We start from the raw sequence: 13707 nt of genomic DNA on the forward strand, positions 1-13707 counted from the left end.
CAAATCATCACAATGTGTTGGATTGGCACCGCACTAATCCTCTGGCGCGGGACGGATGGGCAGGCGGAGGCTAGGGTGGCGTTGGAGGAGGCGCTGCCATACGCGGCGGCCAATCTTGTCCGCCTCGGCGATGATGGAAGCCTCGTCCACGTGCAGCATTTTGCCGTCGCGCAGCACCCACTGGCCGTCCACCATGACCGACTCGATATCGCTGGGCTGGCCGTTGTTGATAAAACTGGAGACGATGCGTATAGCCGGAACCAGGTTGGAGCGCTGCACGTTGACGATGAATAAATCCGCCTTCTTGCCCGGTTCCAGGCTGCCGATTTCTTTTTCCATGCTGATGGCGCGAGCGCTGCCCATAGTAGTGTCGTACAAGACATCTTCTGGCTGAGGGTTGGCGGCGTCCTGGCGGAGGATACGCTCGGTGAACATGCCGGTGCGCATAACCTCCACCATGTCCTGGGTATTGTTGTCGGTGCCCATGCCAATGACCGCGCCGGCGGCGCGAAGGGCAGGGATGGGCGGTATAACGGCGCGTCGGGCGGCCATGGCAGGCTGGTGGGAGACGTTGGAGCGGGTGGCGCCCATCAGGGCGACCTCAGAGGGGTCTAGGTAGCGGACGTGGGCTGCGACGAGGCCCGGACCTAGATAATCGTTGTGGTGGAGGGTGTGGGCGGGGCGGACGCCGCGCATCTGCAGCAGCGATTCGACCTCTATCTGCGACTGGGAGAGGTGGATGGTGTACTTGGCGTTGTACTTCTCGGCCAGGGCGCGGGCATCACGCAGCAGCTTTGGCGATGTTGTTTCCACCAGGCCGGTGGAGACCATGCAGGCCAGGCGGCCGCTGGCCTGGCCGTGCCACTTCTCGAAGAGCCTGCCCGCGCGTTCTATGTCTCCAACGCGCTGTTTATCCGAGTAATCTAAGACCGGCTCGCCGGGGCGATAGCCCTGAGGGACGACGCCATCGGCGGTGTTCTCGGCCAATGCCCATCGCAGGCCCGTCTTGGCTAAATCGGAGGCATAGCGGTGGATGCCTTTGGCGATTTCGACGGTGGTGGTGCAGCCGGTGCGGGCGCATTCGATGGCGCTGAGGAGGGCCATGACGGTAGTCTCGTCGTCGGTGATCATATCGCGGGGGTCTTCGGGCAGGCGGAAGCTGGAGGGGAAGCCGAAGTCCTCGGTAACGCCGCGGAAGAGGTTGGCGGTAAGGTGGGCGTGGCAGTTAATGAGGCCGGGAAACACAGCCTTGCCCCGCCCGTCGACAACCTGCGCCTGGGGATAGCGGGCCGCGAGGTCTTTGGACGGGCCAAGGGCGGCTATACGGCCGCCGTCGATGGCGATGGCCGCGCCGTAAAGAACGTCACGGGCAGGATTGCCCGTGACAATGGTGGCGTTTTTGATAAGTGTGGCAGGCATCAACTACTTATAGTCTCCCCCGCCCTGAGGCGGTCCAGGTAGAGTTTAATGGTATTGGAGGAAATAGCAAAGCCCACGCCTTCCACGTTGATGTCGACCAGCTTGGAGCTGACTACTCCGACTACCTGGCCCTGGAGGTTCATCAAGGGGCCGCCGCTGTTGCCCGGGTTGATGGCGGAGTCTGTCTGTATCCAGATTACGTTCCTGCCCTTGTCCCACTTGATAGCGGAGACCAGCCCCCTGGTGACCGCTATATCCTGGGCCCTGAGGGGGAACCCCAGGACCAGGACGTCGGAGGCCAGGGGCGTGGTGCTCAGCTCACCCATCTCCAGCCACGGGAGGTCCGGCGCGTCGATTTTCACGACGGCGAGGTCGTGGACCAGGTCGCGCCCAATCAACCGGGCGGCGTGGGTAGTCCCGTTGTCGAGATGGACTGTAATAGTCGCCGCGCCGGTGATGACGTGGTTGTTGGTCAGGATATGGCCGCCGGCGTCGAAGATGAAGCCGGAGCCAGCGGCGTCCTCGGTCTCGATTCGCACCACCGCGCTGCGGGCCTTGGCGGTGATGTCACGCAAAGGCTTGGAGCCGGGAATGATGCTGCTTTCAATGATTATGGAGGACTCGCTTACTGAAATGCCCTGCTTGCGCGGCGCCCATCGAGGCATGACATCCCTGGTGGAGGTGCTGACCACCTGCCTCACGTTGGAGCCGTCCGCGTTCATCACAAAGATTTGTGTCCTGGCGCCGTCCCGCCGGTCGCTGGAAAAGACGATTTGCTTGCCGTCAGGGGACCAGTCCCCGCTGCTATCCGCGAATTCGTTATTGGTGAGGGGAACGGCGCCGCTGCCGTGGATGTCCATCACAAAGAGGTCCCAATCGCCGTCGCGGTCGGAAGAAAAGAGAATTCGTTGGCCGTCAGGGGACCAGCTTGGGGTGTAGTCCGCGCCGGGGCTGGATGTCAGCCTTTGAAGGCCGGCGCCGTCGGCGTTGATAACGTAAATGTCCCAGTTGCCGTCCGGCGTCATGGCGGCGAAAGTAAGCCTGTCGCTGTCAGGGGACCATGAGGGCATGGCCTCGGACACGCCGAGGGTTTAGGTGAGCCGCCGCGAGTTATTGCCGTCCATGTCCGCGATGTACAGCTCCAAGTCGCCGTCGCCGACACCCATGTAGGCCACCTTCTTGCCGTCCGGCGACCAGGCGGCGAAGGCGTTCTGGGCGGAGGGGAGGAGGACGAAGGGCCAGGTGCCGTCGTCGTTAATGATGACGGTGTTGCAGGAAGGGGCGCATCCGGAATAGATGAGCCTGCGGCCATCGGGCGACCAGGTTAACATAAGGTATGAGTCCGAAATGGTGGCGATGTTCCGCTTGTTGGCGCCGTCCACGCTGACAACAGTAAGCTCATCCCGCGTGCCGTTGATCGCGGTGAAGGCGACCCTGTCAGGCTCCACGGTGACGGAAGCTGCGGCGGAGCTGGTGACCTGGCCCTGGGTGGCGACGGCCTTTACGGTCTTTTTGAATACGCCGGGCGAGTAGCCGGAGGTAAACATGCCGTCGTCTGTGATCGACCCGCCGCCAGATTCTACGCTCCATTGAACATTTAGGCCGGAGATACGGTTGCTATACTGGTCTATGCCCACGGCTACGAACCGCTGGCTCATGCCGACGCCAAGGTCTATGTCGGCAGGGCCGACGAAGACCCGCTCCAGGGCTGCCGGCTGGACGATGACATCGATCAGAACGGTCTCGGCGCGGTCTCCCTGTGTTGCTGTCACCTCTATGGCCTTGGAGAACCGCATAGCGACTTTGGAGGCTATGAACCGGCCGTCGCTGCCCATGACTCCGGCGTCCGGGTCCTTGAGGACCCAGGAGAAGGGAACGTCGCCAATCCTGTTATCGTGGCGGTCCACGGCGTAGACCTGGATGGGCATGGACGCGCCGGCAACAATGGTAAGGGGTGAGGCGACGGCGATACGTTTCATGGGGCCAGGCAGGATGGAGACGTCGAAGGTTTTTTCGATGGACTGCTGGCCCAGGTCGGCCCTGACCTTGATGGCGGAGGGGAAGTCGCCGGCTTTGGCGCCGGTGGTCAACCTGCCCTGGGGGGTAACGGATCCAATCTCTGAGGTGGAGGTCCAGGAGAAGCTGCCGCCGGGCGTGGGGTTGCCGAAGGCGTCCTCTAAACGCGCGGTGAAATTATATCCGGCCTCGACGTTCAGCTTCGTCGGAGGCGGGCTGACGGCTATCCTGGCGGGGGCGCCGTGTTCCAGCACAACGTCGAAGGTCGCTTTCGCGGTCTTGTCGCCCTGAAAGGCCTCCACGCTGACGGCGGCGGGGTATCGGCCCGCTTTGGTGGTGGCGTCGAGGCGACCGCTTTGCGAGATGGCGCCTACGTCAGGGGAGGCCGAGAACTTGTAAATAAGCCCCGGGATGGGGTTGTCGAACTGGTCCAGCCCGCGGGCCTCCACCTTGAGGGCGCCGCCGACCTGGGCGGCCAGCTCTCGCCGGTACCCGTCGACAGCCACCCTGGCCAGCGGCCCCGGCTCGACGACGATGGCTATGGATGCCTCCACCTCTGACGAATCGCTCTTCTTAGCAGAGGCGACACTTACTTGGTAGGTCCCCGTACGGGTGTACTGGTGGGTGACGCTTTTAATGGAGGGGTTGGTAGCGGCGAACTGACCATCGCCAAAGTCCCAATTCGCCTCGCCCACGCCGTTGAAGGAGTGGGTAAAGGTGACGGTAAAGGGGGCCTTGCCCCTGGAGGCGCTGGCTTTCAGGCTTGAGCTGCTCTGATTTGAACATCCTGAGAGAACCAGGATGACGACGAGGGTAAGTGAGAAAAGGACGGATGATGTGAAAGTGTTTTGCCTGGACGGGATGGAAGGCCCTATATCCGCTAATAAGTTGATCACTCTTCTACAGCACCTCTTCCCTAGGCTTGGGGACCCTGGTCAGCGCCGTGGGGGTTTATAGCAATCTGAATCCAGGCCGCCGCACAAACCGCGACAGCCATAAATTGGATTATGGGCAAATACAGACTTGGGATTACCTCTTTTTGCACGAAAAGGCCGGATTACTCTGGTAATCATCGGGAATTAAAAAAAGCCCTGGCAGACTGGTTCTGCCAGGGCAAAAACAACAAAAGCTCGCGCTTTTCGTGCTAGAGGACTTGGTCTATTTGCATAGGCAATCCCGGCGCGACGGCCATACGTAGACGAGGGGCAAGAGAGTCCACGCTTCGCCGCGGGGGTCTAACGATGGCGATACATAGGACTGAAGCGCGGACTAGCCTATTTGATGCGGCTGGTCCAGGGAATGACTAGGGCTTCTATCGGTCCTTAAAGGAGAAGCTGTGTTCCTCCCGCGTGATGATCTCCAGCAGGGCGGGCTGGCCGGCCTCGGTGACTTTTTGGGCGCGGCGCAGGGCAGGGGCGATGTCCTCCGGCCTCTCGACGCGCTCGTTCCAGGCGCCCATAGCCTGGGCCACCATGTCGTAGCGGCCGGTGAGGCGCTTGATGTTGTACAGCTTGTGGGACACCGCGAAGCGCTCTGGCTGGTAGATGCCCATGCCGGAGTTGTTGAGAACGATGGTGAGGACGGGTATGCGCTCCCGCACCGCCGTCTCCATGTCCAGCCCCACCATGCCGAAGGCGAAGTCGCCGAGGACGTTGATGCACAGCTTATCGGGGGCCGCCAGCTTGGCTCCCAGGGCGAGGCCGAGGCTGTAGCCAAGTTGGGTAGACTTGCCCCAGCCGAGGAAGCCTCGAGGGGTCAAGGTCTCGAAGAAGGGGGACATGTGGTCCCGGGGGCTGCCGGAGTCGTGGGTGACGATGGCCTTGCGGCGGTCCAGTGCGCGCATCATCTCCCAGATAACGCGATACGGATTGATAGGCGTCTCGTCGGAGGTGAGCTTGGGCATCCATTCGCCCAGCCAGGCGTCCTTTACCGCCTTGACCTCGCGGGCCACCTCCGGGGCCTCCCTGGGGACGTTGGAGCCGGCCTGGGCTTTGACCTCGTCGATGACCTGGCGCAGCACCAGCCTGGCGTCGCCGATGACGGCGTAGTCGGGGTTGTAGTCCTTGTTTATGTCCGACTCGTCGTTGGTGCAGTGGACAATGGTCTTGCCGGGCGGAACGTCCACGCCGAAGTGAGTGCGGGTGAAGCTGCATCCGATGCCGAAGACCAGGTCGGCGTTTTGGAGGAATCTCATGACGGGGGCGGTGGTGGAAGCGCCGCCCGCGCCCAGGGCCAGGGGGTGGTCTTCGGGGAAAACACCCTTGGCGCCGAGGGTGGACATAACGGGGGCTTGAAGAAGCTCGGCCAGCTCTCGCAGCTCCTTCCAGGCCTCGGAATAAAGGACTCCCTGTCCGGCATGGATGACGGGGCGTTTAGCCTTGAGAAGCGCCGAGGCCGCAGCCTTTACGTCCCCGGGGTCGCCGGCGGCGCGATGGGGCGACACGGGCTTGTAGGCGCTAACCGTGGTATCGTCGACGTCGGCGCGCATGACATCGGTGGGCATCTCGACCAGCACGGGGCTGGGGCGGCCGCTGCGGAGCTGGCTGAAGGCGCGTCGCATCATCTCGGGAATACGCTGGGGCATATTAATGGTGTCGGCCCACTTGGTCACGTCTCGATAGCTTCGAGTGGGGCTGAAGGTGGGCCGGACGCCGCTGCGGTCTCGATTAGCGCCGGCGGGGAGAATGAGGATGGGAGTGGAGTCCGAATAGGCCTGGGCCACGCCGGGGAAACCGTTCTCGGCCCCTGGGCCGGCCTGCATGGTGAAAACGCCGATGCGCCGCCCGTTGGTGACGCGGCTGAAGCCGTCGGCTGTGTTGATGCCCACACGCTCCTGTCGAAAGAGCATCGGGCGGACGCCAGCCTTGGCCGCGGCCTCCTCCAGGGTGTTGTAGGGTATGCAGCCGATGAAGTCCACGCCCTCCTTCTTAAGAATCTGGGCGATGGCGTCCACACCTTTCATGATGCTCCTCCGCGCGGCGTTATCTCTACCCATCCTAGTATTAGAACATTTAGGTGTCCACTTTCGTCTTGGCGGCAGATTGGAGGCTGAATATTGATGGTACAATGCCAGAAATGAGCGAAGCTCCGGTTGAGGGAGGGTGAGGATGCCCATAAAGTTTGGCACCGACGGATGGCGCGCCATCATCGCCGAGGATTTTACCTTCGACAACGTGGCGCGCTGCGCCCAGGGTGTCGCGGGTTATCTCAAGGCCAGCGGCGCTTCGTCCAAGGGGCTGGTGGTGGGCCACGACACGCGGTTCGCCTCGCGGGAGTTCGCGCAGCGGGTCGCGGAGGTGCTGGCGGGGAACGGCGTGAAGGCGATGCTGTGCAATGGCGCGGCCCCCACGCCGGCGGTCAGTTACAACGTCCTGGCCCAGAAGGCGGCGGGCGCGGCCATTATCACCGCCAGCCACAACCCGGCCATCTGGAACGGGTTCAAGTACAAGCCAGAATACGCCGGCAGCGCCTCCTCCGAGGTAGTGGCGGAGTTGGAGCGGCACATAGAAAAATCTGGCAGGCCTGCGGTTATGCCATTGTCGGAAGCCCGTCAGCGGGGTCTGGTTAGGGAGATTGACCCACGGCCCGCGTATTTTCAGCAGATGAAGCGGCTGGTGGACCTGAACGCGATAAAAGGCTCTGGGCTTAACATAATGGTCGATGCTATGCACGGCGCGGGCGGCGGCTATGTTTCCGACCTGCTTAGTACTGGCAGGGTGTCACTGGAGGAGATGCGGGGCCAGCCCAATCCGGCTTTCCCGGGGATGCATAACCCGGAACCTATCGCCCACAACCTGACGGGACTTTCAAGCGCGGTTGTGGAGAGCAAAGCTGACGCTGGCATCGCCTTTGACGGTGACGCCGACCGCCTGGGGATCGTAGACGAGAAGGGGCAGTACATTAACACCCTCCAGGCCTTTGCTTTGCTAGCGCTTTACCTGCTGGATGTGAAGGGGGAGCGAGGAGCCATCGTAAAATCAGTGACGTCATCGGACATGCTGGTGAAGCTAGGGGATATATACAATGTGCCTGTGCTGGAGACCGGCGTGGGCTTCAAATACATCGGCCCGCAGATGATGAAACACAACGCGCTCATCGCCGGCGAGGAGAGCGGCGGCTACGCCTTTCGAGGACACATCCCGGAGCGGGACGGAATCCTTAGTGGCTTGCTGATGCTGGAGTTTATGGTGCGCAAGGACCTGCGGCCCTCGGAGCTTTTGTCATACCTTTACAGCAAGGTGGGCGAGCATTTCTACCACCGCCGCGACGTGTCGTACAGGGCCGACGATAGACCCAAGCTCCAGGCGAAGATGGAGAAAGTCGTCGGAGCCAAGGATATAGCGGGCTTGAAGGTGAAGTCGGTGGACGCAACGGACGGCTATAAATTCCGTTTAGACCACGGCTGGCTCATGATACGCTTCTCCGGCACCGAGCCCCTTATACGGCTTTACGCAGAAGCGGACAGCCCCCAACGAGTCGAGTCGCTGCTGGACAGCGCCGCGGAGATGCTGGGGGTCTAGTTAGCCTACTAACGCTTGGTGTACTGAGGGGCGCGGCGGGCGCGCTTGAGGCCGTACTTCTTGCTCTCTTTAATCCTGGCATCGCGGGTGAGGAGGCCGTGCTGCCGCAGGGCGGGCTTGAGGGTGGCGTCGTAGACCGCCAGGGCGCGGGCGATGCCGTGGCGGATGGCCTGGGACTGGGAGGACACGCCGCCGCCGATGACCTTGGCCACGACGTGGAACTTCCCCTGATTGTTGGTGACTTCCAGGGGCAGCCGGACGATTCTCTGCCATGTCACGAAGCCAAAAAACTCCTCCATAGGCTTGTCATTGATGCGAATGGAGTCACCCTGTCCCGGATACAGCCGCACCTTGGCTATGGACGTCTTGCGCTTGCCGGTGCCGTAAAAATACTCTTGCTTCTTATTATCCTGGACCAAGGTTATACCTCTACTTATTAGTTGTGGCTGCTAGCTGGGCCTGATGCTCGTGCTCCGCGCCGGCGTACACTTTGAGGCGCTTGAGCATCTCGCGGCCGGCTTTGGTGGAGGGGAGCATTCCCTTCACGGCCAGCTTGATGACTCGATCGGGGTGGGTCTTCAACAGGTCGCCCATGTTGTACTCTTTAAGATTGCCCACGTACAGCGTGTGATGGTAGTAGGTCTTCTGCTCGGGCTTACGGCCTGTGACCTTGATCTTGGCGGCGTTGACCACTACCACGAAATCGCCGGTCAGGGCGTTGGGGGTGTAGGTGGGCTTTTCCTTGCCGGACAGCTTCAGCACAATGCGGCTGGCCAGGCGGCCCAGGGTCTCGCCCGTGGCGTCGATGAGCTGCCAGGAGGGCGTCACCTCCCCGTTCTTGGCAAAGTATGTCGATACGCGCTTCATTTATTGACTCGCTTCCGGCGGAAAGTTTGAGTATTCCACTTTTATTAGCGTCAGCCCCTTAGAGGGCAGCGGGCTGAACTTAATTCGATTCATTATACTACCAGCTAGCATATTCGTAATAACGTCTTCGGATAATCTGCCTTTTCCGACCTCGGCCAGGATACCGTTGGTCCTGAGAATCTGGTGGGGCAGGAAGGCATTGCCTTTGGCCTCTATGAGCAGGAGCCTTCCCTCTTTCCAGACGTCCCACTTCATGACGCGACGTATGGGGGTCCTTCTGGGAGGAAGGGGGCCTGAAAAGGCTGAGAAATCGCGGGTGCCTATCAGGGGCTTGGCGGCGCGGTCCATGGCCTGCCAGTCCAGCGGTCCTTTTATCCAGGCCGTGTGTTTATCCAGAAGGGGCGAGGGCGTCGGGTCGTTAAGGATGGCGTACCGGTAGGTGCGGGACAGGGCGCTTCTTCTAGCGTTAAACGCCGCCGGCACAGGGTATGCGGCTTTGACCTTGATGTCCCAGGGGAGGTAGAAGTTCAGGGCCTTTACCCATCTTTCGATGGGATGAGCGGCGTTGGTTAGAAAGTCCACCACCTGGCCCTGGGCATGCACCCCCGCATCCGTTCGACTGGCTCCTCTTATCCTTACCTCCTCACCTGTGAATTTATGGATGGCTTTCTCAATCTCACTCTGTATGGAAGGCGCGTTGGCCTGATATTGAAAGCCGTTACAGCTGCCGCCGTCATATTCCACAATAAGGGCCAGCCTGGAAGCTGGCCTTTGCTCCTGGGCCATGGGGCCCCCAAAGCTAGACGAACTCGATCTGAGCTAGAGGGGCAGCGTCTCCTTTTCGAGGGTTGAGTTTGATGATGCGGGTATAGCCGCCGCTGCGGCTGGAGTAGCGGGGCGCCAGGTCGCTAAAGACCTTCTCCACCACATCAGGGTTGGGAATCTCCGAGAGGGCCAGGCGTCGCTGGTGCAGGCCTCCCTTCTTGCCGAAGGTGACCATCTTCTCAGCCAGGGAGCGGGTCTCCTTGGCCTTGGCTTCCGTAGTGACAATCCTCTCGTTGAGGATGAGGGAGGAGGCCAGGGACCGGAGCAGGGCAATGCGCTGGTCCTTGGGCCGTCCTAGTTTTCTGCCTGCGACGTTATGCTTAACCATGGCGGTTGGTGTTATTCCTCGGAGTTAGATTCTTCTTCGTCGTTGTCATTATCGCCCAGGGCCAGCGCGGATGCCGCGTCGATGTCGCTGTCGCGGCTGAAGCCTAGGGTCTTCAACTTCTCGTTGAGCTCGCTGAGGGACTTGACGCCGAAGTTGCGGATGCGGAAGAGGTCGTCGTCGCTCATCTCCAGCACCTCGCCAACCTTTCGCAGGTGGGCACGCTTGAGCGAGTTCAGGGTCCTGGGGGGAAGGTCCAGCTTTTCCAGGGGTGTCTGATAGATTTCGGGCGGGATATTGCGTGTGGACTTGATTATCTCGGCGCCAGCCTCGCCGGGCCTGCCCAGGGAATTGAAGAGGAAGAAGTGGTTCACCAGGCCCTCGGCGGCCTTCTTCATGGTGTCGGAGGGGGTGACGGTCCCGTCGGTCCATATCTCCATGATAAGGCGCTCGTAGTCCACCACCTGGCCGACGCGAGTCTTTTCGACGGTGAAGTTGACCTTGCGCACCGGGTTGAAGATGGCGTCCAGGGGCAGCACACCACGGGGGAGGCCGTCGCCGCCGCTGGCGGGGCGATAGCCCTTGCCGGGCTCTACGTTCATCTCTATGCCCAGCCGGGCGCTTCCGGAGTCGAGAGTGGCGATGTGCTGCTCGGGGTTGACGATTTCAAAATCGGAAGACGTGGCGATGTCGCCGGCGGAGACGGTGCCCTCGCCGGTGACCTCCAGCCGCATCTTGCCGGGCCGCCCGGAGACTGGGCGAATCCTCACCTTGGCGATGTTGTGGAGGATCTCCATGACCTCTTCTTTGACGTGGGGGACAGTGGAATACTCATGGAGAACATCCTCAATCTTGACCCAAGTGACGGCAGCGCCGCCGATGGAGCTTAGAAGAACGCGGCGGAGGGGACTGCCAATGGTGACCCCGTAGCCCCGCTCCAAAGGCTCCATATGGAACTTACCATAAGTCTCGTTAGCGTCTATGACGGTTATGGACGGTGTGACAGGCCGGGCTTCCGCGCCCGGCGCCTCTAGCGCAAAACTATCTATATCAAGCATTTACCACGCTACCTCGAGTAGTACTCAACTATCTGTCGGGTGTTGATGCCGATGTCCAATTCTTCAGGGTTCGGCATACGCTTCACGGTTGCCTTGAGGTTGGCGGTGTCCAGCTCAAGCCATTCCGGAACGGGCCGCTTGGGCAGGTCCTGGACCAGGTTCTGGACGTACTGCTTCTTCTTGCGAGTCTCCTGCCAGGCAATGACGTCGCCCTCCTTGACATGGTAGGACGGGATGTCCGTCTTGCGGCCCTTGAGCGCGAAATGGCCGTGGAGCACCAACTGGCGGGCCTGGCGTCGAGAGTCGGCAAAGCCCAGCCGGTAAACGACGTTGTCCAGCCTGGTCTCAAGCTGAAGCAACAGGTACTGGCCGGTGGAGGTAGGCCGTGTGAAGGCCTTCTCCATATAGTTCTCCATCTGCGCCTCCATGATGCCGTACATAAAGCGGAGCTTCTGCTTCTCGCGAAGCTGGAGGCTGTGGTCGGAGGCGCGGCGGCGTCGGGAGACGTTGGCGCCCGGGGGTGTGCGGCGCCGGTCGACGGCGCACTTAGGCGTGTAGCATCGCTCGCCCTTAAGGAAGAGCTTCTCGCCTACTCGCCGGCACTGTCTGCAGACTGGACCAGTATAACGTCCCAAATTATGACTCCTTTTCGCTCGCGACTATATTCGGGATTCTTCTAGATTAACGCTGTGAAATCGATTAGACCCTTCGGCGTTTGGGGGGGCGGCATCCGTTGTGGGGAATGGGGGTCATGTCGCGGATGCTGGTGATGTTCAGCCCGGAGGCCTGGAGGGAACGTATGGCGGCCTCCCGGCCCGCCCCGGGCCCTCGAATGACAACGTCCACCTGCCGCAGGCCCATGTCCATAGCCTTGCGAGCGGCGTTCTCGGCGGCCTTCTGGGCGGCGAAGGCGGTGCCTTTGCGGGAGCCTTTGAAGCCGCTGGTGCCGGCGCTGGCCCAGGCTATCATGTTGCCGCCCACATCAGTCAAGGATATCTGGGTGTTGTTGAAGGTGGAATAGATATACGCCTTGCCGTTAGGGTATATCTTCCTCTCGCGTTTTCGAGTCCGCTGTCTGGGCATTTGAAATTACCTCTGTTACTTCTTGGCGGTGCCGGTCTTGCGTCCGCGTCCGGCCACGGTCTTTCGCGGGCCTTTGCGGGTGCGGGCGTTGGTCTTGGTGCGCTGCCCGCGGACGGGCAGGCCGCGGCGGTGCCGCAGGCCGCGGTAGGAGCCGATATCGATAAGCCGGCGGATGGAGCCGTTATGCTCGCGGCGCAGGTCGCCTTCTACCCGGTATTCTTTGTCGATGATCTCGCGAATGCGGTCCACCTGCTGCTCGCTAAGCTCCCGCATTTTGGGCTTGATGTCGCCATCGATGCCGGCCTTAGCCAGCACCTGGTCGGCCAGGAAGGGGCCAATGCCGTAGAGGCGGGAGATGGCGATGTTGGCCCGCTTGTTGTCCGGAACGTCTACTCCAGCAATACGCACCATGATTATTCTCCTTACCCTTGCCGCTGAGAATGCCTGGGGTTGGCGCAGATGACCCGCACCGCGCCCTTGCGCTTAATAACGCGGCACTTGTCGCATCTAACTTTTACTGAGGCTTTTACCTTCATAACTCTTCCTACTTAAAACGATAGGTTATTCTGCCCTGGCTAAGGTCGTAGGGGGAAAGATCCACCAGCACCCGGTCTCCCGTGAGGACGCGGATGAAGTTCAAGCGTATCTTTCCCGACACGTGGGCCAGGACCATATGCTTATTGGGAAGCTCGACGCGGAACATGCCGTTGGGCAAGGCTTCCGTTACGAGCCCCTCCACCTCTATTACTTCCTTCTTCGCCACGTTCTAAACGCCGCCTATTTCCGGACTCGCGTAACCACTTCCGGCCCCTGCTCGGTGACCAGAAGAGTATGCTCAAAATGACATGATAGGCTGCCGTCAGCCGTGACCACGGTCCACTGGTCTTCCAGGACCTTGGCCCGCCAGTCGCCGACGTTAAGCATCGGCTCGATGGCCAGGGCCATGCCTGCTTTGAGCAGGGCGCCGCGGCCGGCGGGGCCGTAATTGGGTATCTGAGGCTCTTCGTGCAGATTGCGGCCCACGCCGTGGCCGACGTACTGCCGCACCACCTGATAACCCTTGGATGAGGCATAGGACTCGACGGCCTGGCCGATATCGCCAGCCCGCGCGCCGACCACCGACGCCTTGATGCCTTCCTCCAGGGCCTGCTCAGTGGCTTTGATGAGGTCCAGCGCCGCTTTGGACACTTTGCCCACCGGCACTGACACGGCGGCGTCGCCAATAAAGCCGTCCAGGGTGGCCCCCACATCCAACTTCAGAATATCGCCTTCGTTAAGCACCACCTTGTCGCTGGGGATGCCGTGGACAATCTCATGGTTGAGGGACGTGCAGATAGTAGCGGGGAAGCCGTAGTAGCCCTTGAAGGTGGGCTTGGCGCCGTGCCTGGTGATCTCTCGATACGCAATACGGTCCAGCTCCGCCGTAGTGATGCCCGGCCGCACCGCCTGCTTGAGGGCAGCAATGGCGGCGGCCACCACCGCGCCGGCGCGGCGAATAGCCTCCATCTCCTTGGGCGACTTGATAGTGATGCCACCCGGGTTGGAGGGAGGGGTGTTGGACGCGGTCTTTAGTTTGGTCTCTTGATTCATAAAT

The 13707-nt window shown here is 61.2% G+C and carries 16 protein-coding genes; 1 reads left to right on the forward strand and 15 read right to left on the reverse strand.

From position 1 onward, the window contains the following. Positions 1 to 33: 33 nt before the first annotated feature. From FJ320_04785 to FJ320_04800, 4 genes are all read right to left on the reverse strand, one after another. Positions 34 to 1419: an amidohydrolase family protein gene (locus tag FJ320_04785; GenBank protein ID MBM3925290.1), complete on the reverse strand. Its 1386-nt coding sequence runs from the start codon at positions 1417 to 1419 to the stop codon at positions 34 to 36. Then, positions 1419 to 2501 (reverse strand): trypsin-like serine protease, encoded by a 1083-nt coding sequence (locus tag FJ320_04790; protein ID MBM3925291.1) that lies wholly within the window; start codon positions 2499 to 2501, stop codon positions 1419 to 1421. Before FJ320_04790 ends, FJ320_04785 begins: the two co-directional genes overlap by 1 nt. Before the next feature lie 9 nt (positions 2502 to 2510). After that, entirely contained in the window at positions 2511 to 4331 is a 1821-nt protein-coding gene (locus FJ320_04795; GenBank protein ID MBM3925292.1) for a PKD domain-containing protein, read from the reverse strand. Positions 4332 to 4747: 416 nt separating this feature from the next. Next, positions 4748 to 6430 carry a thiamine pyrophosphate-requiring protein gene (locus FJ320_04800; GenBank protein ID MBM3925293.1) on the reverse strand — a complete coding sequence of 561 codons (1683 nt, stop codon included), beginning with the start codon at positions 6428 to 6430 and terminating at the stop codon, positions 4748 to 4750. A 112-nt stretch (positions 6431 to 6542) separates the two neighbouring features. On the opposite strand from FJ320_04800, the gene FJ320_04805 reads away from it, so the two are divergent. Continuing rightward, a complete protein-coding gene (locus FJ320_04805) occupies positions 6543 to 7955 on the forward strand; it encodes a phosphoglucomutase/phosphomannomutase family protein (GenBank protein MBM3925294.1) in 1413 nt (470 codons plus the stop codon). Positions 7956 to 7963: 8 nt separating this feature from the next. Here FJ320_04805 and rpsI read toward each other — a convergent pair whose 3' ends face one another. From rpsI to map, 11 genes are all read right to left on the reverse strand, one after another. After that, positions 7964 to 8374 (reverse strand): 30S ribosomal protein S9, encoded by a 411-nt coding sequence (gene rpsI, locus FJ320_04810; GenBank protein MBM3925295.1) that lies wholly within the window; start codon positions 8372 to 8374, stop codon positions 7964 to 7966. Positions 8375 to 8384: 10 nt separating this feature from the next. After that, entirely contained in the window at positions 8385 to 8822 is a 438-nt protein-coding gene (rplM, locus tag FJ320_04815) for a 50S ribosomal protein L13 (GenBank protein ID MBM3925296.1), read from the reverse strand. Then, complete coding sequence (gene truA / locus FJ320_04820; GenBank protein ID MBM3925297.1) at positions 8823 to 9608, reverse strand: tRNA pseudouridine(38-40) synthase TruA; 786 nt, start codon at positions 9606 to 9608, stop codon at positions 8823 to 8825. It abuts the gene before it with no gap. A 13-nt stretch (positions 9609 to 9621) separates the two neighbouring features. Beyond that, a complete protein-coding gene (locus tag FJ320_04825; protein MBM3925298.1) occupies positions 9622 to 9975 on the reverse strand; it encodes a 50S ribosomal protein L17 in 354 nt (117 codons plus the stop codon). 11 nt (positions 9976 to 9986) lie between these two features. Further along, on the reverse strand, positions 9987 to 11030 hold the full coding sequence (locus FJ320_04830) for a DNA-directed RNA polymerase subunit alpha (GenBank protein ID MBM3925299.1): 1044 nt from the start codon (positions 11028 to 11030) through the stop codon (positions 9987 to 9989). Between the two features lie 8 nt (positions 11031 to 11038). Then, complete coding sequence (gene rpsD, locus FJ320_04835; protein MBM3925300.1) at positions 11039 to 11665, reverse strand: 30S ribosomal protein S4; 627 nt, start codon at positions 11663 to 11665, stop codon at positions 11039 to 11041. 64 nt (positions 11666 to 11729) lie between these two features. Beyond that, a complete protein-coding gene (rpsK, locus tag FJ320_04840; protein MBM3925301.1) occupies positions 11730 to 12113 on the reverse strand; it encodes a 30S ribosomal protein S11 in 384 nt (127 codons plus the stop codon). 15 nt (positions 12114 to 12128) lie between these two features. Further along, on the reverse strand, positions 12129 to 12524 hold the full coding sequence (rpsM, locus tag FJ320_04845; GenBank protein MBM3925302.1) for a 30S ribosomal protein S13: 396 nt from the start codon (positions 12522 to 12524) through the stop codon (positions 12129 to 12131). Between the two features lie 11 nt (positions 12525 to 12535). Continuing rightward, positions 12536 to 12649 carry a 50S ribosomal protein L36 gene (gene rpmJ, locus FJ320_04850; GenBank protein MBM3925303.1) on the reverse strand — a complete coding sequence of 38 codons (114 nt, stop codon included), beginning with the start codon at positions 12647 to 12649 and terminating at the stop codon, positions 12536 to 12538. 8 nt (positions 12650 to 12657) lie between these two features. Next, on the reverse strand, positions 12658 to 12876 hold the full coding sequence (gene infA / locus FJ320_04855; protein ID MBM3925304.1) for a translation initiation factor IF-1: 219 nt from the start codon (positions 12874 to 12876) through the stop codon (positions 12658 to 12660). Between the two features lie 14 nt (positions 12877 to 12890). Continuing rightward, on the reverse strand, positions 12891 to 13703 hold the full coding sequence (map, locus tag FJ320_04860; GenBank protein MBM3925305.1) for a type I methionyl aminopeptidase: 813 nt from the start codon (positions 13701 to 13703) through the stop codon (positions 12891 to 12893). Between the last annotated feature and the right edge of the window lie 4 nt (positions 13704 to 13707).

Source organism: SAR202 cluster bacterium, assembly GCA_016872285.1.
In the GTDB taxonomy this organism is placed as follows: Bacteria; Chloroflexota; Dehalococcoidia; order Lucifugimonadales.